24 protein-coding genes are annotated in these 23,636 nt (G+C 42.9%); 3 read left to right on the top strand and 21 right to left on the bottom strand.

The window, feature by feature from the left end; translation table 11 throughout:
* Positions 1-21: 21 nt before the first annotated feature.
* The gene (gene trxA, locus ACAY00_RS14075; RefSeq protein ID WP_371375055.1) at positions 22-348 is read right to left on the bottom strand and encodes a thioredoxin TrxA; all 327 of its coding nucleotides are present in this window, start codon (positions 346-348) and stop codon (positions 22-24) included.
* Between the two features lie 176 nt (positions 349-524).
* Here trxA and rhlB point away from each other — a divergent pair, with 176 nt between their 5' ends.
* Both rhlB and ACAY00_RS14065 read left to right on the top strand, forming a co-directional pair.
* On the top strand, positions 525-1,808 hold the full coding sequence (gene rhlB, locus ACAY00_RS14070) for an ATP-dependent RNA helicase RhlB (RefSeq protein ID WP_371375052.1): 1,284 nt from the start codon (positions 525-527) through the stop codon (positions 1,806-1,808).
* Between the two features lie 14 nt (positions 1,809-1,822).
* Positions 1,823-3,331 (top strand): guanosine-5'-triphosphate,3'-diphosphate pyrophosphatase, encoded by a 1,509-nt coding sequence (locus ACAY00_RS14065; RefSeq protein WP_371375050.1) that lies wholly within the window; start codon positions 1,823-1,825, stop codon positions 3,329-3,331.
* Between the two features lie 34 nt (positions 3,332-3,365).
* Here the strand turns inward: ACAY00_RS14065 and ACAY00_RS14060 are convergent, their stop codons facing one another.
* Genes ACAY00_RS14060 through tatA form a run of 7 tightly spaced genes read right to left on the bottom strand, consistent with a single transcriptional unit; the run spans position 3,366 to position 8,029 of the window.
* Positions 3,366-4,241, bottom strand: coding sequence for a DMT family transporter (locus ACAY00_RS14060; protein WP_371375048.1), 876 nt, complete (start codon positions 4,239-4,241; stop codon positions 3,366-3,368).
* On the bottom strand, positions 4,223-5,236 hold the full coding sequence (gene hemB, locus ACAY00_RS14055) for a porphobilinogen synthase (RefSeq protein WP_371375046.1): 1,014 nt from the start codon (positions 5,234-5,236) through the stop codon (positions 4,223-4,225). Before hemB ends, ACAY00_RS14060 begins: the two co-directional genes overlap by 19 nt.
* Positions 5,237-5,285: 49 nt before the next feature.
* Positions 5,286-6,062 (bottom strand): TatD family hydrolase, encoded by a 777-nt coding sequence (locus ACAY00_RS14050; RefSeq protein ID WP_371375043.1) that lies wholly within the window; start codon positions 6,060-6,062, stop codon positions 5,286-5,288.
* 9 nt (positions 6,063-6,071) lie between these two features.
* On the bottom strand, positions 6,072-6,677 hold the full coding sequence (locus ACAY00_RS14045) for a hypothetical protein (RefSeq protein WP_371375040.1): 606 nt from the start codon (positions 6,675-6,677) through the stop codon (positions 6,072-6,074).
* On the bottom strand, positions 6,652-7,416 hold the full coding sequence (gene tatC / locus ACAY00_RS14040) for a twin-arginine translocase subunit TatC (RefSeq protein WP_371375037.1): 765 nt from the start codon (positions 7,414-7,416) through the stop codon (positions 6,652-6,654). Before tatC ends, ACAY00_RS14045 begins: the two co-directional genes overlap by 26 nt.
* Positions 7,406-7,795 (bottom strand): Sec-independent protein translocase protein TatB, encoded by a 390-nt coding sequence (gene tatB / locus ACAY00_RS14035; protein ID WP_371375034.1) that lies wholly within the window; start codon positions 7,793-7,795, stop codon positions 7,406-7,408. Before tatB ends, tatC begins: the two co-directional genes overlap by 11 nt.
* 3 nt (positions 7,796-7,798) lie before the next feature.
* Entirely contained in the window at positions 7,799-8,029 is a 231-nt protein-coding gene (gene tatA / locus ACAY00_RS14030) for a Sec-independent protein translocase subunit TatA (RefSeq protein ID WP_371375031.1), read from the bottom strand.
* A 259-nt stretch (positions 8,030-8,288) separates the two neighbouring features.
* On the opposite strand from tatA, the gene ACAY00_RS14025 reads away from it, so the two are divergent.
* The gene (locus ACAY00_RS14025; RefSeq protein ID WP_371375028.1) at positions 8,289-9,227 is read left to right on the top strand and encodes a hypothetical protein; all 939 of its coding nucleotides are present in this window, start codon (positions 8,289-8,291) and stop codon (positions 9,225-9,227) included.
* 5 nt (positions 9,228-9,232) lie between these two features.
* On the opposite strand, the gene ubiB is transcribed toward ACAY00_RS14025, so the two are convergent.
* The 13 genes from ubiB to ACAY00_RS13960 all read right to left on the bottom strand — a co-directional run bounded on the left by ubiB (position 9,233) and on the right by ACAY00_RS13960 (position 23,360).
* A complete protein-coding gene (ubiB, locus tag ACAY00_RS14020; RefSeq protein ID WP_371375024.1) occupies positions 9,233-10,864 on the bottom strand; it encodes a ubiquinone biosynthesis regulatory protein kinase UbiB in 1,632 nt (543 codons plus the stop codon).
* 3 nt (positions 10,865-10,867) lie between these two features.
* A complete protein-coding gene (locus ACAY00_RS14015; RefSeq protein WP_371375021.1) occupies positions 10,868-11,500 on the bottom strand; it encodes an SCP2 domain-containing protein in 633 nt (210 codons plus the stop codon).
* Complete coding sequence (gene ubiE, locus ACAY00_RS14010; protein ID WP_371375019.1) at positions 11,501-12,256, bottom strand: bifunctional demethylmenaquinone methyltransferase/2-methoxy-6-polyprenyl-1,4-benzoquinol methylase UbiE; 756 nt, start codon at positions 12,254-12,256, stop codon at positions 11,501-11,503.
* A gap of 122 nt (positions 12,257-12,378) precedes the next feature.
* Positions 12,379-14,475 carry an ATP-dependent DNA helicase RecG gene (gene recG / locus ACAY00_RS14005; RefSeq protein WP_371379741.1) on the bottom strand — a complete coding sequence of 699 codons (2,097 nt, stop codon included), beginning with the start codon at positions 14,473-14,475 and terminating at the stop codon, positions 12,379-12,381.
* Between the two features lie 9 nt (positions 14,476-14,484).
* Positions 14,485-15,195 (bottom strand): tRNA (guanosine(18)-2'-O)-methyltransferase TrmH, encoded by a 711-nt coding sequence (trmH, locus tag ACAY00_RS14000; RefSeq protein ID WP_371375016.1) that lies wholly within the window; start codon positions 15,193-15,195, stop codon positions 14,485-14,487.
* 59 nt (positions 15,196-15,254) lie between these two features.
* The gene (locus ACAY00_RS13995; RefSeq protein WP_371375014.1) at positions 15,255-15,644 is read right to left on the bottom strand and encodes a RidA family protein; all 390 of its coding nucleotides are present in this window, start codon (positions 15,642-15,644) and stop codon (positions 15,255-15,257) included.
* 74 nt (positions 15,645-15,718) lie between these two features.
* Positions 15,719-17,836, bottom strand: coding sequence for a bifunctional GTP diphosphokinase/guanosine-3',5'-bis pyrophosphate 3'-pyrophosphohydrolase (gene spoT / locus ACAY00_RS13990; protein WP_371375011.1), 2,118 nt, complete (start codon positions 17,834-17,836; stop codon positions 15,719-15,721).
* A gap of 363 nt (positions 17,837-18,199) precedes the next feature.
* Positions 18,200-18,475 carry a DNA-directed RNA polymerase subunit omega gene (rpoZ, locus tag ACAY00_RS13985; RefSeq protein WP_371375008.1) on the bottom strand — a complete coding sequence of 92 codons (276 nt, stop codon included), beginning with the start codon at positions 18,473-18,475 and terminating at the stop codon, positions 18,200-18,202.
* Between the two features lie 173 nt (positions 18,476-18,648).
* On the bottom strand, positions 18,649-19,302 hold the full coding sequence (gmk, locus tag ACAY00_RS13980) for a guanylate kinase (RefSeq protein ID WP_371375005.1): 654 nt from the start codon (positions 19,300-19,302) through the stop codon (positions 18,649-18,651).
* Positions 19,303-19,382: 80 nt separating this feature from the next.
* On the bottom strand, positions 19,383-20,129 hold the full coding sequence (locus ACAY00_RS13975) for an HAD family hydrolase (protein ID WP_371375003.1): 747 nt from the start codon (positions 20,127-20,129) through the stop codon (positions 19,383-19,385).
* Between the two features lie 13 nt (positions 20,130-20,142).
* The gene (locus ACAY00_RS13970; protein ID WP_371375000.1) at positions 20,143-21,060 is read right to left on the bottom strand and encodes an aminotransferase class IV; all 918 of its coding nucleotides are present in this window, start codon (positions 21,058-21,060) and stop codon (positions 20,143-20,145) included.
* A gap of 136 nt (positions 21,061-21,196) precedes the next feature.
* Positions 21,197-22,384, bottom strand: coding sequence for an amino acid aminotransferase (locus ACAY00_RS13965; RefSeq protein WP_371374997.1), 1,188 nt, complete (start codon positions 22,382-22,384; stop codon positions 21,197-21,199).
* 271 nt (positions 22,385-22,655) lie between these two features.
* Entirely contained in the window at positions 22,656-23,360 is a 705-nt protein-coding gene (locus ACAY00_RS13960) for a DUF445 domain-containing protein (protein ID WP_371374994.1), read from the bottom strand.
* Positions 23,361-23,636: the final 276 nt, after the last annotated feature.

The following is a 23,636-nucleotide window of genomic DNA, read 5'->3' as shown; positions in this document are numbered from 1 at the left end:
CCGGTATACCGACCTTTTTGCTTATAAGTTTGCGTCTAAAAATTCTTTTAATTGATTTTTAGATAATGCACCTACTTTCGTGCCTGCAATCTCGCCGTCCTTAAATAGTAATAAGGTTGGGATACCGCGGATACCGTATTTTGGTGGGGTGTCAGAGTTTTGGTCAATGTTAAGTTTTGCAACCGTTACTTTGCCGTCGTACTCTTCTGCAACTTCAGATAAGATTGGAGCGATCATTTTACAAGGTCCACACCATTCTGCCCAAAAGTCTACCAGTACAGGGCCTGTGGCATTAATCACATCTGCATCAAAGCTGTCGTCAGTTAGCTGAACAATTTTATCGCTCATTATTTTCTCCGTTGTATTGGCCGATTGCCAAATTTAATTGCATTTTTTAATCGATTTTTTGCTGAATTGCAAGCAAAACACCAGATTACGTAATAAGTTAGTAGTATATAAAGTAATTTCTGAATATAAAGAGATAATACTTAATACCCTGCGTAGTTAGTGTTATTCTAATTGGTATGAAAAAAACACACTTAACCGAAATTAAATTCTCAGATCTGGGTCTGGCTAAACCCGTTGTAAACGGTCTAGAGACTATGGGCTTTCACCTTTGTACTGAAATACAGGCAAAATCTCTACCGGTTTTATTATCAGGTAAAGACATCGCTGGTCAGGCACAAACGGGTGAAGGTAAAACAATTGCCTTTTTAGCAGCAACTTTCCACCATCTGTTAAAGCAACCTAAGCCGGAGCATAACCAACCGAGAGCCATCATTATGGCGCCTACTCGAGAGCTCGCTATCCAAATCCACAATGACGCCAAAACCATTGCTCAAAGCTGTGGCTTGCGTCTTGCCATTGTATATGGGGGCGAAGGTTATGAAAGTCAACGTCAAGATTTGGAAAAGGGTGTTGATATTGTCATTGGTACCTGCGGTCGTTTAATTGACTACTTAAAGCAGGGCGTTTATAGCCTTGATAAAATTGAAGCCGTGGTTCTTGATGAAGCTGATAGAATGTTTGATTTAGGCTTTATTAAAGACATTCGCTATATGTTTCGCAAAATGCCAGCGGCGAATTCGCGCTTAAACATGTTGTTCTCGGCAACGTTGTCTTTTCGAGTTAAAGAGTTGGCATTTGAACACATGAACGATCCGGTCAGTGTCGAAGTTAAGCCAGAGCAAAAAACCAATGTGCGTATCACCGAAGAGTTATTTTATCCGTCAAACGAAGAAAAAATGGCTCTTTTGCAAACATTGTTAGAAGAAGAGTGGCCAGATAAAGCCATTATTTTTGCCAATACTAAGCACACCTGTGAGCGAATCTTTTCTCACCTAGAAGCCGATGACATTCGTGTGGGTCTGTTAACGGGTGATGTGCCGCAGAAAAAACGACTGAAAATACTTGAACAATTTACTCAAGGCCTCCTTGATGTGCTGGTAGCAACCGATGTCGCAGCCCGTGGTTTGCATATTCCAAGTGTTACTCATGTCTTTAACTATGATTTACCAGATGACTGCGAAGACTATGTGCATCGTATTGGTCGTACCGGACGTGCTGGTGCGAGTGGGCATGCGATCAGTTTAGCGTGTGAAGATTATGTCTTTAACCTACCTGCAATAGAAGAATATATTGATCATTCTTTACCTGTAAGTAAGTATGACAGCACCGCGTTGTTAACGGATTTACCAAAGCCAAAATATCGTCCTCGTCGTCATCATGGCTCGGGCAATAAAGCGAAAAGTGGTCAGCGTCCTAGCGCTAATCGTCACCATCGTCGGCCACACCCACCACGCTCTTAACAAGGAAGAGTTATATGTCAAAAAATCTGTCTCCGTCTTCGCAACCTTTGTATGCGGTTATTGATTTAGGCTCTAACTCTTTTCACATGCTGATTTCCCGCCTCGTCGCTGACAGCGTCCAGGTGGTTGATAAAATCAAGCGCAAGGTTAGGTTGGCAGCCGGATTGGATGCCAACAATTTTCTTGATGATCGAGCGATGGCTCGAGGCTGGGAGTGCTTAAGCTTTTTTGCCGAAAGACTTCAAGATATCCCCCCAGAAAACATCAAGATTGTGGCGACTGCGACCTTACGCCTAGCACAAAATTCGGACGAATTTATGCAGATTGCCCAGCGCATTTTAGGCCATAAAGTTCATTTAATTAGCGGTGAGCAAGAAGCCGAGTTAATTTACCTTGGGGTCGCACATACCAGCAGTTGCGCTGACAAACGTTTGGTTATTGACATCGGTGGTGCCAGTACCGAATTGATTATTGGTGATGGTTTTGACCCCATTAAAGTCTGTAGCCTCGACATGGGGTGTGTCACCTTTAACAGTAACTATTTTGCCTGTGGTGAATTTTCCGAGCAAGCTTTTGGCGATGCCATTGCCAAGGCATCGCAACAATTGGACAGTATCGCTGGCAGTTACAAACAAGCGGGTTGGGATGTCGTGCTTGGTGTTTCTGGTACCATTCAAGCGGTTGCCGAAGTCATTCAAGTACAAAAATTACAAGGTGGTATTAGCTTAAGTAACCTGCTGGCTTTAAAGCAACAAGTAATCGCCTGCCAAGTCATTGAAGAACTCAATATTCATGGCTTAGAAGCTGAACGCAAACCGGTATTTGCCCCTGGTCTAGCGATTCTCATCGCCATTTTCCAGTGCCTAAGTGTTCGCGATATGTTTGTCTCTGGTGGCGCCATTCGTGAAGGCTTATTGTATGAACTGTTGCCCGATATGCGCGACATTGGTATTCGAGAGCGTACGGTTAACGGTTTAATCAATCGTTATTCCATTGACCAAGTACACGCGAATAAAGTTGGTGAAGTAGGAAAGGCCATTTTTGCCCAATTACAAGAACCTTGGCAATTAAATGATGCCAGTGCTGAACTTTTGAGCAACGCCTGCTCGTTACACGAAATTGGTTTATTGTTGGAATATAAAGGCAACAAACAGCACGCCAGTTATATTATTGAACATACGGATTTAGCCGGTTATTCAGCGCTAGAACGAGGCTGTTTAAAAGCCTTGGTGAGCAATTATAAAACCGATCTTAACTTTGAATCGATAGAGCAACAGGGCTTGTTGGCCCCGGCACAAATGCGTCGTCTCATTGTGCTCTTGCGCCTAGCGGTTATATTATCAAAACGACGAAATGACTCGGCAATGCCAGAAATAACCTGCTTGGCAGAAGAACATAATATTATTGTCCAGTTATCGCAACAATGGCTTGATCGACACCCGTTGATTTTTGCCGAGCTCAATCAAGAAATTGAATTTTGCCAACAATTGGATATTTTCCTTACCATCCAAGGTTATTCATAACGCTCTAAACATTTCGTTACGATAGAAGATGATGTTAATCGTCTTCCTCTTTTCTAGGGGCTGGTTTTAACGCAATAAAGCTCGTACTAATGACCAGACCTGCACCCAAAATAATGTACCTATCGATAGGTTCATTGAGCAATATAAAAGCCGCAAAAATACCATAAATAGGCTCTAAATTTATACTGATGCTGGCGATAAAGGCATTTAATTGCTTTAGGGAATGAATTAGTAGGGTGTGCGCTAATGCTGTAAAGATAATGCCCATCAGCAATAATTGCGCAAACGTAGTGAGCTCAGGCCAGGCTGTTGAATTGTAAACCCAAGGCAATAATAAAAGGGCGGCAAATCCATTTTGATAACAGGCAATCTGAGTTCCAGATAGCCGTTGGCTAAATTGTCGATTACACAAGGTTAATAGAGCAAACGTTAGGGCACTTAGCAAACCCGTGGCGATGGCGTCAGGTTGAAAGACTAAGGATTGCGAAGGCCAAATTGACACCGTGACCCCCAGCGCACTTAATACAGCGATGAACAGTGGCTTGATTAAGCTCGGTGGCGGCTCAAAAAATACTTGCAGTAAGGCGACAAATACTGGGAAACAGGCAAATGTAATTAAGCCTAGGGTGACGGTGCTCACTTGTATGGTGTAAAAGAAACTCCACCAATGTATTGCTAGCAAAGCGCCGCTGGCAAAAAGCTTAACCACCATTGGGTATTCAAGACGCAGGCTACGAGCGCTAAAGAGACAAAATACGACAAGGCTTAAACAGGCAAACAAACTGCGATAAAACACGATGCCTTGGGCATTCATATCAACCCATTTACCAAATAAAGCGCACAGAGCAAACAGTAAGATTGCTCCGTGCAAACTGGCTAACGCATTGAGGTTTAGCCTTCTTTTAACCAACGGGCAACCTGTTTTGCAAAGTAGGTTAAGATGCCGTCTGCACCAGCGCGTTTAAACGCCAATAACCCTTCCATCACACAAGGCTTTTCGGCTAACCAACCATTTTGAATGGCAGCCATATGCATGGCATATTCGCCACTGACTTGATAGGCGTAGGTCGGTACCTGAAAATTATCTTTTACTCGACGAACCACATCAAGATAAGGCATCCCAGGTTTAACCATAACCATGTCCGCACCTTCTTCGATATCTTGGGCTACTTCATGCAAGGCTTCATTGGTATTGGCAGGGTCCATTTGGTAGGTGTACTTGTTGCCACCTTTAATGTTACCCGCTGAGCCTACGGCATCCCGAAATGGGCCATAGTAGTTTGATGCATATTTCGCGCTGTAGGCCAAAATTAGAGTATTAACATAACCTTGCGCTTCTAGTTCGTGACGAATTGCGCCAATTCGACCGTCCATCATGTCGGAAGGGGCAACCACATCCGCACCGGCTTTTGCATGGGATATGGCTTGCTTAACCAAGATCTCTTTGGTGATATCGTTAAGAACATAACCGTCATCATCGATGATGCCATCTTGGCCATGCGTGGTAAATGGATCAAGAGCGACGTCGGTGATCACCCCAAGCTCTGGGTATGCTTGTTTTAGAGCACGAACAGCACGTTGAGCTAAACCGTCATCATTGTATGCCTCTTCGGCCATCAGAGACTTTTTATTTGCTGGGGTAACAGGAAATAGGGCAACAGCAGGGATCCCAAGTTCGACCAACTCTTTCGCTTCTTCAAGTAACAAGTCAATACTCTTGCGTTCAACTCCTGGCATCGAGGGTACAGCTTCACGTTGGTTTTCGCCTTCAAGAACAAAAACAGGGTAAATTAAATCGTCTACCGTTAATTGATGCTCTGACATCAAGCGACGTGAAAAGTCGGCTTTACGCATTCTTCTCAATCGACGCGCTGGGAATTTTCCAAATTGGTTAACGTTGTTCATAAGTGTTCCTTGTAAAGCTTTGCATCACAATGGGATGGGTAAATTATTGTTATAAATTAAAAAAGGTTTTGCTGTTCGCCCGGGTTTGCTCAATAATTTTTGCTTCTTCAACCTGCATTGCTTGCGCTAAAGTGCTCGCCACATACGGTAAATACTTAGGTTCATTACGGCTACTTTTTGGCCTTGGGCGAATGTTTCTAGGGGTCAAGTAAGGTGCATCGGTTTCTATCATTACTCTATCAAGCGGGATATAACGCGCGATATCGTAAAGCTCTTGACCGCGCCTTTCATCACATATCCAACCAGTGATGCCAATATACAGCCCCATATCAAGGCATGCTTTGAGCTCGCGCAAATTACCGGTAAAACAATGGCTAACCCCATTGGGTAACTGGGCAAGCTGTGATTTTAAAATCTCAGACCAAGGATCAAAAGCATCTCTTTGATGCAAAAAAACGGGTAATTGCAGTGTGGTTGCAAGCTCAAGTTGTTCGGCAAATACGCGTTGTTGATTGTCTGGGGTTGAAAAATTGCGATTAAAATCCAGACCACATTCACCAATCGCCACCACTTTATTGTTACTGGCAATATCTTGCAGCGTTTCGAGGTAATTGGTAGATACCCCATCGGCATCATGTGGGTGCACCCCTGCGGTACAATACATATTGGGATAGAGCTGACAAAGGGCAACCACTTGCTGGCTTTCAGCAATACTGGTGCCGGTTAAAATCATCGTATCAACACCAGCGTGTTTAGCTGCAAGAATGACTTCATCACGATCTTTGTCAAAGCGCTTATTGCTTAAATTCACCCCTATATCAATCACGTTAAGGCCTTACTTTAAACGACGTACTTTGTAGGTGCGATTAGAATTTTCCAGCGCCATAGTAAACGAATTTAAAACACCACGGCGGATGGTTACTTTTTGCTCTGTTTTAAATGAACGCGAAGTGCTGGTAATGGTGCGCCATTGTTGGCCATTATCAAACGTTAGAGTCCAATAGCCGTGCAAAGACTTTTTCACCCCGACAATGGTTAAGGTGACTTCATTTACATCCGAATTGGCGGCTTGTTTATGTTCTAGGCCAAAGTCATCACGGCTATTGGCTGTACTTTGGGCGGCGGTTGTGGCGACTGTCGCCGCTGCTGTGGTAGAGGTCGTCGAAGATTTATTGGCAATTGCTTTTTTAAGTCCAGGTTTAGGCTCTGGCACTTGGCTGATATCCGCTGTGTTAGCCTTAATCTTGGCTTCTTTTGCTACCGCATCTGGGGCGTTAAGGTTCTTACTAATCGCATCGAAACAGGCAAGACGTAAGTGGTCGGTATTGATCCCAGCACACTCTTTTAATTGTTGCTCAATACTTGCATGCGCATGCAATATCGGGGTTAACGACATCACACCTAGGGTCAATACTTTAAGCGTCGTGAGTTTGCTCTTCATTATTATTGTCTTCTTCTCGATTTTTATAAAAAGATGCAATGATGATCCCAACTTCAAATAACAACCACATAGGAATGGCCAATAAAGTTTGTGAAATCACATCTGGTGGGGTTAAAAGCATGCCAATTACAAATACCCCAACGATAACATAAGGGCGTTTGTTACGCAGACTTTCAACCGTAGTAAAGCCAGTCCAACACATCAAAATAATGGCAATGGGGATTTCAAAGGCCGCACCAAAGGCAAAAAACAGTTTAAGAACAAAGTCGAGGTAACTTGAAATATCCGTTGCGACCGTTACCCCTTCTGGTGCGAAGTTACTAAAAAATTCAAAGGCAACAGGAAAAACCACAAAGTAGGCAAAGGCAATACCGGCGTAAAATAATATGCTACTGCCAAACAATAAGGGCGCGACTAACTGCTTCTCGCGCTGATACAAGCCAGGTGCGACAAAGCTCCAAATTTGATACAAAATATAAGGGATTGCCAAAAAGAAAGACACCATCATGGTTAATTTAAAAGGCGCTAAAAACGGTGATGCAACATCGGTTGCAATCATACTGCTGCCTTCAGGAAGTACCGCGATGAGTGGTTGTGCCAAATATTGGTAAATGTCTTGCGCAAAGTAAACCAGCGCGCAAAAAATAAGCAGCACGCTTAAGATCATTCTTAACAGTCGGTTTCGCAGCTCCAACAAGTGTTCAAACAAGGTTGAACCCGCATTATCATCATGACTCATTGGTGTCTTTGCCTTGGTTATTACTTTGTACGGATTTGCCCGTTTCGGATTTCGTGGGCTCTAAATGGTTGGCTTTGCTTTGGGTTTGCTCGTAAGGACGGTTGGCTTGTTCTGCCGCCTGTTTTAAGCTGTTATAGGATTCTTCAAGCTCCGGTGACAGGTTTTTAAGCCCTTGTTGCTCGGCTTTTTTTAAATTGCCATGCAACTCATGGATTCTAAGCTCTTCTTTGAGTTCTGTTTGTACGTTTTGACTGAACTGACGAATATTATTAACCCAAGTACGTACCGTGCGAATAGCCGTTGGCATTCGCTCCGGTCCTAATACCACCAACGACATGACGGCAATGATTATCAGCTCCCAAAAACCAATATCAAACATGGTTTAGGCCTGATCTTTTTCTTTCTGCTTAGCCGCTTCGTTTTCAGACTTTTGCGGTTGATCCAACTTTTCAGTATCTTCTTTATCGGTCTCTTTATCTTCACTGACGGCTTTTTTAAAGCCTTTTACTGCCGAACCTAAATCACTGCCAATATTACGCAGTTTTTTGGTACCAAAAAGCAAAATGATGATGGCAAAAACAATTAACAATTGCCAAATACTGATCCCAGCCATGTGACTATCCTGTAAGTTCTGAACTAAAGCCTCATTATAAACCTAATTGCTGTTTAGATGCGAGTATTGACTAAATTCTCAGCGCTAATTAATCAAATTAAAATGCATTTGAATGATTGATTTATTTCATAAAATTGATAAATGTTGATAATTAATATGCTAAGTTAACAATTGCATAGACAAGAATTTTCATCGCTCTGGTTATGATCAAGGTGGCATTATTATTTTTTCCAAGGCTGCAATCGTTCTAGGATTGGTTATGATGGTTTGTCCTCTGCTGCTCAGTGCGCAGGAAGACACACCTGAAGTTGAGCATATTATTGTGCATCCGAACGACGATGACGATTGGTTATATGGCTTTCATGACACCATCAGTGATTCGGTGTTTGGCACAGCGAAATGGTTTGATAGTTTTTTTGGTGCCGATGAAATCGAAGAAGTTGGGGTTGAGTCATTAGCTCGGATTCAATTAGGTTGGGAACCTCGAGCGCGAGATTTTGACGTGTTTTCCCAACGTTTTCGGGTGCGAGTTAAATTACCAAACTTAAAAAATAAAGTTGATTTGATATTTTCAGACGATCTGGATGATGAAAGCATTAACAAACAGTTTTCAGAAGCCCGATCGCCCCAAAGCGATCATAAAGAAGACTCTTTTAGTGCTGCGATTCGAGTGATTAATGCAGACAAATTGTCTAAGTTTATTGATACCCGATTAGGGATTACAGGCGGGGATGTGTTTGTTAAAACCCGCTATAAGTGGGATAAAGTTTATAACGACAAGCATCATTTCGAAGTACAGCCTTCGCTCTATTACTACCTTGATGAAGGTCTTGGCAGTAAGTTGTTTTTAGAGTACGAATATGGCTTAGCAGCGGATAAGCAACTGCGCACTTCCTACAGTGTTAAGGTATCGGAATCTTTTAGCGGTAACAAATGGCGGCATGGCTTTTATTACTTACATCAACTCGATCACTTAAGAGCTACTTCGTTGGGGGTGGTCATTAAAGGGGAAGATAACAGCGAAAAAGGCTATAACGTTGAAAACTACACGTTAAGTTATCGCTATCGTATCAATGCATATCGTAAGTGGTTATTCTTTGAAATCGAGCCATTTTTTGAATGGCCCGAAGATGAAGATTATAAGTTTACTCCGGGCATTGCGTTGCGCGTTGAAGGGTTCTTTAAGCGCAGTGAGTAGGCGATTTACTTTCGTAAACCGCTGACAATCAATACGACGCCCATGAAAGCGCTGACACTGGCCGCAATGGTTTGCTCATCAATCAGTAAAATGGTACCAATAATTGCCAACACCCCACCAATAATCACCAAGTTTAAACCCGTATTTTGAGCGCGTTGTTGCTGTTGCCACTGAGACAACATGTGTTGCTGGCGAGCGTTTCTATCGCGGTTTGCTTTTAAATAATCGTAAACTAAATCGGGTAACTCAGGCAGTTTTTCGCCCCAAAACGGTAAGTTTTCTTTAATGGCCGCAATCAGCGCTTTAGGCCCCATTTGTTGTTTTACCCAGTCCTCTAAAAATGGTTTAGCGGTTTGCCACAAATCGAGCTGCGGATAAAGTTGACGACCTAAGCCTTCAATATATAGCAGGGTCTTTTGCAATAGGACCAATTGCGGTTGTACTTCCATATTAAACTTACGGGCAGTATTAAATAAGTTGATCAGTACATGACCAAATGAAATCTCCGAGAGTGGTTTTTCAAAAATAGGTTCACATACTCGGCGTATTGCCACTTCAAATGCATCCACGCTGGTATCGGGTGGAACCCAGCCAGAATCAACATGCAGTTGCGCGACTTTTTGATAGTCACGATTAAAAAAGGCGACAAAGTTTTCGGCTAAATAACGCTTATCTTCTTTGTTTAAAGTACCGACAATGCCAAAATCAATGGCTATCCAGGTTGGATCGTCTGGGTTGCTGACATCGACGAATACATTGCCTGGGTGCATATCGGCATGAAAAAAGCTATCGCGAAACACTTGCGTAAAGAACACTTCGACCCCACGCTCGGCCAATAACTTCATATTGGTATTGACGCTTTCTAGTTTATCGATTTCGGCTACCCCAACACCATAAATACGTTCCATCACCATAACCCTAGAGCTACAGAATTCACTGTAAATTTCAGGCACATACAGTACATGGTCGTTCTCAAAATTACGTTTTAGTTTGATCGCATTAGCGGCTTCACCTAATAAATCGAGCTCATCAATAATGGTTTTACGATATTCTTCGACCACTTCCACCGGTCGCAAGCGTTTCCCTTCAGAAAAAAAGCGACAAACCAAGCGGGCAAAGCGTTGCATGACTTTGATATCAGCAAAGATGATTTTTTCAATACCTGGGCGAATGACTTTTATCACCACATCTTTACGGGTATCGCTATCGTCTGGATGTAAGGTAGCGCAATGCACTTGCGCGATAGAGGCAGATGCTAGGGCATTTTGTTCAAAGTGACTAAAGTGTTGGCGAAACTTTTCCTCGCCTAAGGCTTCAATGACAATGTTTTTTGCCAGTTCACCATCAAAAGCCGGCACTTTATCTTGCAGTAGGGCCATCTCATTGGCCAACTCTTTTGATAATAAATCACGACGGGTAGACAACATTTGGCCAAACTTAATAAACACTGGCCCAAGAGATTCAATCGCGAGTCGAAAGCGTTGCTCTATCGGTTTGTCTTTGTGTTTATTGCGTAGCCAAAACAAGGAAGCTCGAGCAATTTTGGCCGACATTGGCAATTTTTCAGCTGGAATAAGCTCATCTAAGCCAAAGGTAAGGAAGGTTTTTACGATGGTGTATAAACGTTTACTGGCCACGGATCATCCTTTGTTAGCCTGAGTGCAAAGCGATTGTATGCGCTGTTCTAATTCTGTTACTTGCTGTGCTAGGTTTTTGACACTGTGATTAAATACCGACAACTCACTGTTGCTTACGCACAGTCGCTGTTCATGCAACAGAAACTCGCTAGCATCTTGGCTAAATTGTTGCTGTTTAATCCCCAGTTTCTGTTTTGCCGCCTTGCCCAGTTGAGTTAATTTGTAGGCAGGGACATCACCTAAGTTATTGGCCAAGTGTTGTTCCCAGTCGATCGCCAAATGTTCGCCTACTTGAGCAAATTGTTGCGCGATTTTCGGATCGCCTTCAATATCTAATTGGCCGGTTTTAATGAGTTGGGTTAATAACGAGGATTGCCGTAACTTAGGCAGGACTTTAAGCGAAGTATCGATATGACATTCTTCGGCTTTATTGTCTGATAACACATAAACCTGTTGGTCTTGCACCCGAAAGCTCAGAATAAAGCCGAGCTCGTGCAGATATATCGACAACGCCTGTCCATTAAGAGGAGCCATTAACTGAGAAGCATTGGTACTTAATACCAATGCTTTATTAATGCTCGCTTCTAATACCGAGGCGAGAACTTGCTTGGGCATCAGTTGGGCAATCGAAAACATTTAAAATTTGAAGCCTTTATGCAGAGCGACAATACCACCGGTTAAATTGTGGTACGTTGTTTGTTCAAAACCGGCTTGTTCCATCATCGACTTTAAGGTTTCTTGATCTGGGTGCATGCGAATCGATTCCGCCAAGTATTGATAACTCTCACCATCTTTCGCCACCAAATCGCCCATTTTAGGCAGAATATTAAACGAGTAGAAGTCGTAGGCTTTATTTAATAAGTCGTGCTCTGGCTTAGAAAACTCTAGCACCAACAAACGCCCTCCAGGCTTAAGCACACGATAAATTGAGCGTAAAGCTTTGTCTTTATCGGTAACATTACGCAGACCAAAAGCGATGGTCACAATGTCAAAGCTGTTGTCTTCAAAAGGTAACGCTTCTGCATTTGCTTGGACATAATCGACATTACCCACAATGCCCATATCGCGCAGTTTATCGCGACCAACATTGAGCATTGACGAGTTAATATCGGCCAGGATCACTTTACCTTGGGGACCTGTTAATTTTGCAAATTTTGCGGTTAAGTCACCCGTACCACCGGCTAAATCAAGGACTTTGTTACCAGGGCGAATACCACTGGCATCGATGGTAAAGCGTTTCCACAAGCGATGAATACCAAAAGACATCAAATCATTCATGATATCGTATTGTTTGGCAACCGAATGAAATACACTTGCTACCATGTTTTCTTTGTCTTCGGTTTTTACGGTTTTATAGCCAAAATGGGTTGTGTCAGTCTTATAAGTGTCCATTGATATACTACTATATGTGCTACTGATGAAAGTGAAAGTATCGCCTAGTGTACGTTTTTCTACCTGCAAGCTCAACTGAAGAGCGTAAAGCGTAACGATAAATCTATCGGGGTAAAGCGGTCTTAGGCGTTGGAATATTTTTCTTTGCTACCAAGCCAGCGATTTATTAAACGCTGGGCCACATCCGGTGATTTCTGCCAAAGTAGGTAGGCTTTTTGCTGAATATCTGGGATTAACTCGCCATCTCGAACTAAATCCGCAATTTTCAAATCGGCAAGACCGGTTTGTTTGGTACCTAAAAGTTCACCTGGTCCGCGAATTTCAAGGTCGCGTTGGGCAATTAAAAAGCCATCGTTGGACTCACGCAAAACCCCTAACCGTTTGGTGGCGGTCTTTGATAATGGACTTTTGTACATAAGTACACAGTGCGAAGCAATGGAACCTCGACCAACGCGGCCCCGTAATTGGTGCAATTGGGCTAATCCTAAACGCTCAGGGTTTTCTATGATCATCAAACTGGCATTAGGTACATCAACCCCAACTTCAATAACCGTTGTTGCCACCAATAAGTCAATGTCGCCTGCTTTAAAGGCATCCATAATCTCTTGTTTTTCAATCGGTTTCATACGACCATGTACCAAACCGACTTTAAGCTCCCCTAATTGCTCTTGCAAATAGGTTGCGGTATCTTCTGCCGCTTGACATTCAAGCACTTCCGATTCTTCAATTAAGGTACAAACCCAGTAGGCCTGACGATTATGTTGCAAACAGTTTGCTTTAACCCGTGCGATAACATCATCGCGTCTTGAATCGGCGATGGCCACCGTCGTAATGGGGGTTCGTCCCGGTGGTAGCTCATCAATGACCGAAGTATCTAAGTCGGCGTATGCGGTCATTGCTAAAGTTCGTGGGATTGGGGTTGCTGTCATGATGAGCTGATGTGGATAACAATCGTTTATTTTGCCTTTTTCACGCAATTCCAACCGTTGGTGCACACCAAAGCGGTGTTGCTCATCAATAATGATTAAACTCATATTGTGAAACACCACTTGCTCTTGAAACAGGGCATGCGTACCCACCACCATTTGCATGCTGCCATCGGCAATAGCCGCAAGCGCATGTTGTTTAACTTTGGCCTTACTTTTACTGGCCAACCAGCCGACTTCAATGCCCAAAGGTTTAAACCAGTTACCAAAGTTAATCGCGTGTTGCTCAGCTAATATTTCAGTCGGTGCCATTAACGCGACCTGATAGCCTTGGCCTATCGCGGTAAGGGCTGCCAGCGCTGCCACCAAGGTTTTACCGGAACCAACATCGCCTTGTACTAATCGCATCATAGGCAAGTTTTTAGCTAAATCATCTCGTAATTCTTTGACCACACGTTGCTGCGCATTGGTTGGCGAAAACGGTAATTGCGCTAAAAACTTTTGCTCAAGTTCACGATCAATATGTAAGGGAATTGCGGGGTGTTTATCACTCGATTGGCGCAACTTTAACATGCTTAAATTATGCGCCAGCAATTCTTCTTTTATCAGCCTTAACTGAGCAGGGTGACGGCCTTCTTCTAGTAGGGTCACCGCCACATCGGGTGGGGGCTGATGAATGGTTAATAAGGCTTGTGCCAAACTGATGGCTTCGGGAAAAAAGCCATCTGGGAGTAATTCTTCGACCCGACCCTGTCTGAGTTTATCTAATGCTTGCTCACTAATTTTACGTAAGCTGATTTGACGTAAACCGTCGGTGGTTGGATAAACAGGGGTAAGTGTTTCTTCGACTTGAGGCGTTTGCAGATCGGCTTCCATGGTTTTGTATTCAGGATGAATGATCTCAAAGCCCCGAGCGCCACGCTGAATTTCGCCAAAGCAACGAAGCATGGTACCTTTGCTAAGGTTATTTTTTTGGGCGGCAGAAAAATGGAAAAACCGCAAGGTGATTTCGCCACTGCCATCATGCAACTTTACCAACAGCATGCGACGACGACCAAAGGTTATTTGGCTGTCGGTTACTTCACCAATAACACTGGTGTGCAAGCCTGGCATCAGATCTCGGATCATATAAACCCGCGTTCTATCCTCATAACGCAAGGGTAAATGAAACAGTAAATCTTGCAGGCTTTCTAATCCCAACTTTTGCAGTTTAGCCGCAACGCTTGGGCCAACGCCTTTTAATACGGTGATCGGAATCGTTGCCAGATTTTGCAATCCTTCGCCCAGCGCCATATTCATCGATTATTGGTCCAGATTTTCCCATGACTCTTTGGTCATTTGCATTTTATTCCACCAGTCCTGGTCGGCAACAATTTCGCCGTTATCATCGACATGAGGGTAGGGTAAACCTTTGCGCTTGCAGGCTTTCGCAAAGATGGGGTGGCCACCTTCGAACAACACTTTATTGCGTTGCTCAGGCGTTAAATCTGACGGACTGTCATACATGCCTGCCAGTTGGCGTTGTCTTTGGGCTTCGTATAAGGTCACCGCACAGGCCACCGACACGTTTAATGATTGCACCATGCCAACCATTGGAATAACAATATCTTGATCGGCCATCGCCAGCGCTTCATCTGAGGCGCCAAATTTTTCTTGCCCTAAAATGATTGCCGTAGGCTTGGTGTAGTCGATTTCACGAAAATCAACGGCCGTATCTGACAAATTAGTGACTAACACTTGCATCCCTTGCTCTTTCAAACGGGTTATTGCATCTGTGGTGTTACTGTGATTATGCACGTTTACCCAGTTTTGCGAGCCTACAGCACTACCGCCACCGAGTCGCATGGTTTCATTTTTCCAGATCGCATGCACATCATTTACACCAATAGCATCACAGGTGCGAACGACTGCGGCTAGGTTGTGGGGTTTATGAACGCCTTCCATGCAAACGGTTAAATCAACTTGACGTTTGTTTAGCATGTTAAGAATGCGTTGTTGTCTTTCAGGGGTCATATTTGGCTAACTCTAATAGAATGCAGGCTTTTAGGGTCGTTAAGCCTGCGGGTTGTCAATTAATGGGTACTTGGGACTTCCATAATGCCATCGATTTCAATGTCTACACCCTTTGGCAACTGACTCACGCCAATCGCTGCTCGAGCAGGGTAGGGCTGAGTGAAATACTTGCTCATAATGGTATTTACTTGCGCGAAGTTATCAAGGTTGGTCATGTAAATATTTACTTTGACCATGTCGTTAAGGCAACCGCCTGCCGCTTCACAAACAGCGGCTAAGTTTTTAAACACTTGCTCTGCTTGGGCTGCAAAATCACCGCTAACAACTTCCATGGTTTCTGCTTCTAAAGGTATTTGACCCGATAGATAAACGGTATTTGAAACTTTTACGGCTTGGCTGTAGGTACCAATAGCACTTGGTGCATCCGTGGTTGAAATGATGGTTTTCATGTCCTGTCTCTTGTTGTTTTTGCTTTGTTTCTTTAATAATAGATCCAATCGTCGCAGCGATCCTTGATTAAGGATTATTTTCTTGGTCTTGTTACTCGCTGAACATCTGGCATGATTTTGATTTTACGTATGATATTGGCGATATGTATGCGATCTCGACACGTTAGCTCAATGGTGATCATATATAAATTCGAATCTTTTTCTTCGGTATTTAGGGTGCGTATATTGGATTCACATTGACTAATAACGGAGGTGATTTTTGCTAACACACCTTGATGGTTAATGATTTCAATGCGCAAACTGGCAATAAACTCGTTGTCTACCTCAGTATCCCATTTAACGGGGAAGAACTTACCCAATTCTTTTTCACGACCACTGATATTACGACAACCATCTTGGTGCACCATCAAGCCTTTTCCGGAACTGATATAAGCAATAATGTCGTCGCCAGGGATAGGGTGGCAGCAGCGACCATAGGTTACCAGCATTCCTTCTGAACCTTTGATTGGCATTTTGGCTTTACCGTACGAGGGTTCAACATCGTCTTTTGAAAATTCACCGGTAAGTCGACGAGCAATACCAATACTCAAGGCATTACCTAAACCGATGTTGATTAATAACTCATCAAGACTGTGGTAGCCGGTATCGCTAACCACCTCGGCCACTTTCTCTGGACCAATATCCGCGAGCTTTGTTTTGCCTAAGGCGTGGGTAAGTAAACGCCGACCAAGGTTTAATGATTCACTTTGTTCCATTGAACGTAAAAAGTTTCGAATTTGCATTCGCGCTTTCGCGGTTACCACAAAGTTTAACCACGTTGCGTTGGGACGAGCGCCCACAGAGGTTATCACTTCTACTACTTGCCCTGAAAGCAATGGCTTTCTTAATGGGTAAGGTTTGCGCTCCACTTTGGCACCGACACAGGTATTACCAACATCGGTATGAACAGCGTAGGCAAAATCAACCGCGGTTGCGCCCATGGGCAATTCAATGATCTTACCTTCAGGGGTAAAGACATAAATCTCTTCTGGGAATAAGTCAGTCTTAACGTTTTCAATAAATTCAAACGAGCTGCCGGCGCTTTGTTGCAACTCTAATAACGACTGCATCCATTTACGCGCTCTAACTTGCGCGGTGGTGCCACTGCTGTCTTCGCCATCTTGTTTGTACAGCCAATGGGCCGCGACCCCTTTATCGGCCATTTGATCCATTTCTTGGGTTCGAATCTGAATTTCAACAGGTATCCCATGAGGACCGATTAAGGATGTGTGTAACGATTGATAGCCGTTACTTTTGGGAATTGCTATGTAATCTTTAAAACGGGTTTCAATGGGCTTAAACAGGTTGTGTACTGCCCCCAGTGCGCGATAGCAGGTATCAAGTGAGTTATCGACTACAATTCGAAAGGCATAAATGTCCATCACTTCATTGAACATCAGCTCTTTGTTCAGCATTTTTCGATAAATCGAATACAGGTGTTTTTCACGACCAAACACTTCAGCATGAATCCCCGATTCTTCAAGGCGACTTTCTATTTCGTCTTTTATATTGGCAATGATTTCTTTACGGTTACCACGCGCATGCACCACCGCTTCTTTTAGGGCTCTTGAACGCATTGGATATAAGGCTTCAAAACCTAAAACTTCGAGCTCATTTTTAATCCCATGAATACCCAAGCGATTGGCTATTGGGGCATAAATTTCGAGCGTTTCACGGGCAATACGACGACGCTTGTCTGGGCGTAAAGAGCCCAAAGTACGCATGTTATGGGTGCGATCGGCCAATTTAATTAAGATCACGCGAATATCTTGCACCATCGCCATGATCATTTTGCGAAAGTTTTCAGCTTGTGCTTCTTTTACATTACTAAAATGCAGTTTATCAAGCTTACTTACCCCTTCGACAAGTTCAGCAACGGTATTACCAAATAACTCGGCCAGCTGATCTTTGGTTAAATCGGTATCTTCAATAACATCGTGTAATAGGGCGGCCATTAAGGTTTCATGGTCGAGATGCATATCGGCAAGATTGCGTGCCACCGCTACTGGGTGGGTAATATAAGGATCGCCACTTGAGCGCATTTGGCCGTCGTGGGCATCATGCGCGACAACATATGCCTGTTTCAACGATTCGATTTGATCGGCAGGTAAATATGTTTCGGCTTGTTTTTTTAATGGTTCAAAAAGGTACACCTACAACTCCCAGAAGCCTCAAATTACCTGCAATGTTTGATATCTAAACTATGGAAAATGGTTTGCAGGAAAGCGACAATAAATAAAAATATAGACTCAACCCTTATTAATATGCCAGTCTCGAGCGACTAAAAAAAGGGTCGTATAGAGGTTTTTGAGCAAACCCTATTGATTCAACACAAAGAATCTAAATTCGATTCAAAATTGGTCAAACATAGGTGTTTTAGAGCCTTACCTCTGTATTAAAAATGTTTGTTAAGTTGTGATTATACAATAACTTAAAAACATTTAACAAAAAAGCCAATGACTTGGTCATTGGCTTTTTCATATTGTATGTTTTATTTTGGTGAAACCAAAATTACATTAACCTTGGTTACCAACAATGGCGGCAACGGCTGCAAGTTCAGCAGACTCTTGTTGCACTTGTTCCTGACGTTCGGCATTGTCCATGATCTCAGAGTTGATCAAGTCGGCTTCAATTTCACGAAGCGCTAGTACCGTTGGCTTGTCATTTTCAAGTTCTACCAAAGGATCTTTACCACCAGTAGCGATTTGACGCGCACGACGTGATGCGATCAATACCAAATCAAAACGATTACCTACTTTTTCAACTGCATCTTCAACAGTAACGCGAGCCATGTACTTACTCCAGGAAAAATAAAATTTTAAATAAGTCTAGCATTTTACTAAATGCTTAAACTTTATGCTAGTGGATTGGCTATTCTATGCCAAAATTTTGCAAAGATCTTGATCTTTTTGTGTCTAAAACACCAATTTACACCAAGAAAAGCATAAAAAGCGCCTTTCTCTTATTAATCTTCCGACAATAATTGTTCAAACAGCGCCTGATGTTTGATTTTTTGTTGTGCCAATTTTAGTCGTTGGTTTTTAACAATGATGGTGATTTCAGCCAATGCGCGATCAAAATCATCGTTGACCACAATATAATCAAATTCTTGATAATGTGAACACTCAGATTGCGCGCGCGCCATGCGACCTGCAATCACTTCTTCACTGTCTTGACCTCGTTTGTGTAAACGTTGTTCGAGTTCGGCTTTGCTTGGCGGGCAAATAAAAATGGTGGTGACATTGGGTTTTTTCAGGCGAACTTGTTGCGCGCCTTGCCAATCGATATCTAAAAATACATCAATACCACGGTTAAGCTGTGCGTCAATGGCCGCTTCAGACGTACCATAGTAGTTACCGAATACTTCAGCCCATTCGTAAAACGCATCTTCTTCGATCAGTTGTTTAAATTCTGCAACCGTCACAAAGTGGTAGTGCACACCATCAATTTCGCCTGGACGTGGTGCGCGGGTGGTATGAGAAACAGAAACCTGTAGTTCGCGTTCGCAACCTTGCTCTAGCAAGCCTTTGATTAGACTGGATTTACCTGCACCACTTGGCGCGGAGAGAATAAAAAGATTACCTGGAACTGTCACCTGGGCTCCTAAAATTGTTGTCATCGATGGATAAAAGCTGGCTATTCTAAACGAAATTTAACCAACACCCTATAATTAATTTAGCCTATTTTGTTGTTGTTCTGTTACTCGTCAACGTGCAAACGCTGTTGATACATTTGCTGATAAAAGACTTGGCTTATTTGCACCACGTCTTGTTGTTGTGAGGTTAAGTGAGCAAGCAACTGTTGTTTTGACTCAGCTCTTGCTGGCGCTTTAAAGCCAGTTGAGCTTTCGACATTTTGATACCAATGCTGAGCCCAAACCCCATCGCTCTCTCGTCGACCTTGAGGCCAAGACAACATGTTGTTGCTAAAGGGCAATTCGAGTTTGGCACAAAGGCTAGATAATATCGCCTTGGGGTTTTGCAGTACATCGTCGCCATCAATTATCGGGATCTGCTGACCGGTTAGCACACTAAGGTGTTGGTATAATTTAAACTGGCGTACAATACCGATGTCTTCAAGGTTGACACTGGGCATTTTTTTTAAGTAAGAAGTCACCACGTAAAGCGGATCTCTAATTAAAAAACAATGGCTTAATGATTTGCACCAATCAAGTTCGATGTCATCGAGCATATGGTGGGTCATATGCTTTTGGTAAAAAATATGTTCAGGCTTGGGCGCTAAAAGCTGGCTGACAACATCTGACCAATGGTTGGGTTGTGCTGCTAGAACATCTTCTTTCACCGGGTGCTCAGCCTGAGTTTGGGCTAAATAGTAAGCGTAAAACGGTTCGTCAATAACATCGGTGTCAGGGCGGTTTTCCCATGCTCTCATCATCGCGGTTGAAATGTTGCGAGGACCAGACCACATGGCAATACGTCGTGTCATTTTGGTTTCCTTTTTATTGGCTGGCAATCAATTGCAGGTACCACTTTTGCAGTTGTAACACCATCGGGCCAGGCCCTGATTGTTGTTCAAATTCGCCAATAACACGGCCATCGACTTGTTTAACTGGTGTAACCCCAGCAAACGTGCCGGTAACAAAGGCTTCATCGGCACTGTACACTTCGGCTAAAGTGAAGTTCTTTTGACGCACCACGATATTATGCTGCTGACACAGCCTAATTACGGTTGCCCGGGTAATACCATCAAGACAATAATCACCCGTTGAGGTCCAAACTTCACCTTCTCTGACAATAAAAAAATGGGTCGAATTACAGGTCGATACAAAGCCATGAGGATCTAACATCAGGCCTTCATCGGCACCGGCTTTTGTTGCTTGAATACAGCCAAAAATGCAATTAAGTTTGGAGTGGGTATTCAGCTTTTGATCCTGAACATCGGGATAACCGCGTCGTACATAAACGGTATAAAGATTCAGTCCAATATTAAATGTTTCGGGATTGGGTTGTTTATATTCGGGAATTATGACGATGGTGGGTTTTGATATGGTCACCCTAGGATCTTGATAAGGCGTTGATTTTATACCTCGAGAAACCATCAGACGAATGTGGACATGGTCAGACATATTGTTGGCTTCACAGGTCGCATAGATCCGGTCAACCAAGGTTTTTTTACTTATACCTATGTCCATATCAAGCGCTTTCGCACCATCGAATAAACGCTTGATATGACGGTCAATAAACGCCAATTTACCGCGATGCATGCGTATACCTTCCCACACCCCATCACCGAGAATAAAGCCAGAATCAAAGACCGATATTTTGGCCTCGTCACGGGCAAATAAATCGCCGTTTATATTAACTTTAATATCAAGGTTACGCTCGTCATTGCTACTGTGGTGACTTCCTTTACTCATGCCATTGCCTGATTAATTATTCAACAGTTAGAATAACTTATCTGGGAATTGGGGTTTTAGCAAGCTTCGGGTTGGTTAAATAGCGAACAAAAAAGGGCCTAAATTAGGCCCTTTTAATGATTCACTCGAATGCTAATTATAGCACTTTGGCAATAGATTGAGCGAGGTAGTCAACATTATGGTTAGAAATACCCGCAATGCTCATACGCGAAGAGCCCACCATATAAATACTGTATTCATCTTGTAATTGTTGTACCTGTTCAGGGCTAATGCCTAAGAACGAAAACATACCTTTTTGCTCGGTAATAAAACTAAAATCACGCTCCACACCTTGTGCTTTAATTTTGTCAACAATCAACTGACGATTACCGTTGATCCGGTTGCGCATAACAGCAAGCTCTTGGTACCACTGTTGACATAATTCATCAGAATTTAAAATGGTTTCAACAATAGCAGCACCGTGTGCTGGTGGCATTGAATATATTGTACGTACCACACTTAATAATACTGAGCTGGCAATATCCGTGGTAGCCGCATCTTTACCAACGATGGTGCAGGCACCAATGCGTTCACGATACAGACCAAAGTTTTTTGAACATGAGCTACACAACACCATTTCATCAACTTTAGATGCCATTAAACGTAGGCCGTATGCATCTTCGTCTAAACCATCACCAAAGCCTTGATACGCCATATCAATCAGTGGCGTAAAGCCTTGTTCAACTGCTAAATCAACCACTTGTTGCCACTGCTCTTTGTTTAAGTCCATACCACTTGGGTTATGACAACAAGCATGCAGTAATACCACATCGTCTTTACCTACTTTGCTTAACGTCGCGATCATTTCGTCAAACTTTAAGCTTTTGTTTTGGTAGTCGTAGTATGGGTAGGTTTTAACGTTTAAACCAGCGGCTTTAAATAAGCCCGTGTGGTTAGCCCAAGTCGGGTCGCTGACCCAAACCGTGGCATTGGCTTTACAGGCCTTTAAAAATTCTGCGGCAACTCTTAGGGCACCGGTACCACCTGGCGTAGAAACGGTTTTTACTCGGCCTTGATTAATGATATCAAGATCGCCAAAAACTAATTTGCTCATTAAGTCGTTAAACAATGGTGAGCCAGCAGGACCGATGTAGACTTTGCTATCTTCAGTATCTAAACGAAACTTTTCAGCTTTTTTAACACAATCCAAAATGGTTGTGCGACCTGTGTCATCTTTGTAAACGCCAACACCTAAATCGATTTTATTGGGATTGTCATCGGCTCTGTATTTCGCAAGTAACCCTAAAATAGGATCGGCCGGTAACGCTGATAAATTAGCAAACATAGTGATTTCGCCTTTTAAGTACTGAAATGCAAGTATAAAGTATTATTAGAATCTGCAAGCATATACCACATAGGCGAGAAAATTAAGTAGCTTGTGGTGAAAATCGGCGGTTTTTTTATGGATTGTCAAAACAATTAAGAGCGTGTTGTGAGCGGATTGTTTAACGCCAAAAATAAAGCAGAAAAAAGGATGAAATAATGGGCAGTTTTTAGGGCTAACATGCGCTTACCTGATCACTTTGAATTAAGTGATCAGGTAGAAAAATGCAATTTTACAGTACGTAAGCACCCACCAAGCCGATAAGACCACCAAACACGCCACCCCAAACGACCAGCCAACCTAAGTGTTTTCTGATCATTTGCTGAATGATTTCTTTAACCAGTTCAGGGGTTAATTCATCCAAGCGCTTATTAATAATATCTTCCACTTTGTGTTTCATTGACCCCAACACTTGTGGTTGCTCAAGTTCTTCTTTTAAGACTTCTTTAAACGATTCACTCTCGGTTAATTCGGTTAACGTGACGCGCATTTTATCGATAAACGAATCTTTTAATGGCATTAACGCTTCGCTACCACCAAACATCGACAACATAGAACCAAATGATGACTCTTCAACCGTAACAACAAGCGAGTCAAACGCTGGTGCCAAGTCAACTTTATGAATCACCGGGGTTAAATCGATGCCACTTGCCGAGCCAGAAGAATCGGATAGAAATTTATCAATGTTTTCATCGGTAAAAAATTGCTCCATCATCAAAAGACGAATGCCCGCTTTAAAATCTTCAAATCGTGCTGGGATCACGCCAGAGCCGTATAAGCCAGGCACTTTTTCGAACAACATATGAATGGCGAGGGTGTTGGTAATAGCACCTGAGAGGGCAAACAAACCGACATAGAACATCCAGTTTATATCAAGACCAAAACCTGTCAGGGTTAGGACTAGGGCGAGGATATTGGTAACAACACTTTTATTCACAGCGACTCCCGTGAGAACAGTAAAACAGTTAATAAAATAAGGCTGGCATTGTAGCAAGCTTCAATTACCCTGTTCAATATGTGACTTAATAGAGGCTGTCTTCTGTTCAACGAATTGGTGTGGTTTTTTGCGGGTTAAAAAGTAACTCTTTTTTTATTTCAAAAACTTAGTGGGGTTGGTATAAAAATGCCAGGGAAGGTTAAATAAATTGCACAAATATGCTTAAAAATTGATCACAGACAAATTACATTTTGATAACCTTAATGCTGTTGATAA

This window comes from Thalassotalea sp. 273M-4 (genome assembly GCF_041410465.1).
In the GTDB taxonomy this organism is placed as follows: domain Bacteria; phylum Pseudomonadota; class Gammaproteobacteria; order Enterobacterales; family Alteromonadaceae; genus Thalassotalea_A; species Thalassotalea_A aquiviva.
The sequence above is the reverse complement of the archived record's forward strand: the minus strand, read 5'-3'. Positions and strand labels throughout refer to the sequence as shown.

What these genes read in the sequence shown, in the direction of transcription:
- ACAY00_RS14065 (WP_371375050.1), top strand. Translation starts at nt 1,823, where the DNA reads ATGTCAAAAAATCTGTCTCCGTCTTCGCAACCTTTGTATGCGGTTATT.
- rpoZ (WP_371375008.1), bottom strand. Translation starts at nt 18,475, where the DNA reads ATGGCTCGCGTTACTGTTGAAGATGCAGTTGAAAAAGTAGGTAATCGT.
- ACAY00_RS13975 (WP_371375003.1), bottom strand. Translation starts at nt 20,129, where the DNA reads ATGACACGACGTATTGCCATGTGGTCTGGTCCTCGCAACATTTCAACC.
- tatC (WP_371375037.1), bottom strand. Translation starts at nt 7,416, where the DNA reads ATGAGTCATGATGATAATGCGGGTTCAACCTTGTTTGAACACTTGTTG.
- trmH (WP_371375016.1), bottom strand. Translation starts at nt 15,195, where the DNA reads ATGACCCCTGAAAGACAACAACGCATTCTTAACATGCTAAACAAACGT.
- ACAY00_RS13970 (WP_371375000.1), bottom strand. Translation starts at nt 21,060, where the DNA reads ATGAGTAAAGGAAGTCACCACAGTAGCAATGACGAGCGTAACCTTGAT.
- ACAY00_RS13965 (WP_371374997.1), bottom strand. Translation starts at nt 22,384, where the DNA reads ATGTTTGCTAATTTATCAGCGTTACCGGCCGATCCTATTTTAGGGTTA.
- hemB (WP_371375046.1), bottom strand. Translation starts at nt 5,236, where the DNA reads ATGAACAACGTTAACCAATTTGGAAAATTCCCAGCGCGTCGATTGAGA.
- ACAY00_RS13995 (WP_371375014.1), bottom strand. Translation starts at nt 15,644, where the DNA reads ATGAAAACCATCATTTCAACCACGGATGCACCAAGTGCTATTGGTACC.
- tatB (WP_371375034.1), bottom strand. Translation starts at nt 7,795, where the DNA reads ATGTTTGATATTGGTTTTTGGGAGCTGATAATCATTGCCGTCATGTCG.
- ACAY00_RS14045 (WP_371375040.1), bottom strand. Translation starts at nt 6,677, where the DNA reads ATGAAGAGCAAACTCACGACGCTTAAAGTATTGACCCTAGGTGTGATG.
- ACAY00_RS14015 (WP_371375021.1), bottom strand. Translation starts at nt 11,500, where the DNA reads ATGTTTTCGATTGCCCAACTGATGCCCAAGCAAGTTCTCGCCTCGGTA.
- ACAY00_RS14025 (WP_371375028.1), top strand. Translation starts at nt 8,289, where the DNA reads ATGATGGTTTGTCCTCTGCTGCTCAGTGCGCAGGAAGACACACCTGAA.
- gmk (WP_371375005.1), bottom strand. Translation starts at nt 19,302, where the DNA reads ATGACAACAATTTTAGGAGCCCAGGTGACAGTTCCAGGTAATCTTTTT.
- ubiE (WP_371375019.1), bottom strand. Translation starts at nt 12,256, where the DNA reads ATGGACACTTATAAGACTGACACAACCCATTTTGGCTATAAAACCGTA.
- trxA (WP_371375055.1), bottom strand. Translation starts at nt 348, where the DNA reads ATGAGCGATAAAATTGTTCAGCTAACTGACGACAGCTTTGATGCAGAT.
- rhlB (WP_371375052.1), top strand. Translation starts at nt 525, where the DNA reads ATGAAAAAAACACACTTAACCGAAATTAAATTCTCAGATCTGGGTCTG.
- recG (WP_371379741.1), bottom strand. Translation starts at nt 14,475, where the DNA reads ATGGCGCTGGGCGAAGGATTGCAAAATCTGGCAACGATTCCGATCACC.
- tatA (WP_371375031.1), bottom strand. Translation starts at nt 8,029, where the DNA reads ATGGCTGGGATCAGTATTTGGCAATTGTTAATTGTTTTTGCCATCATC.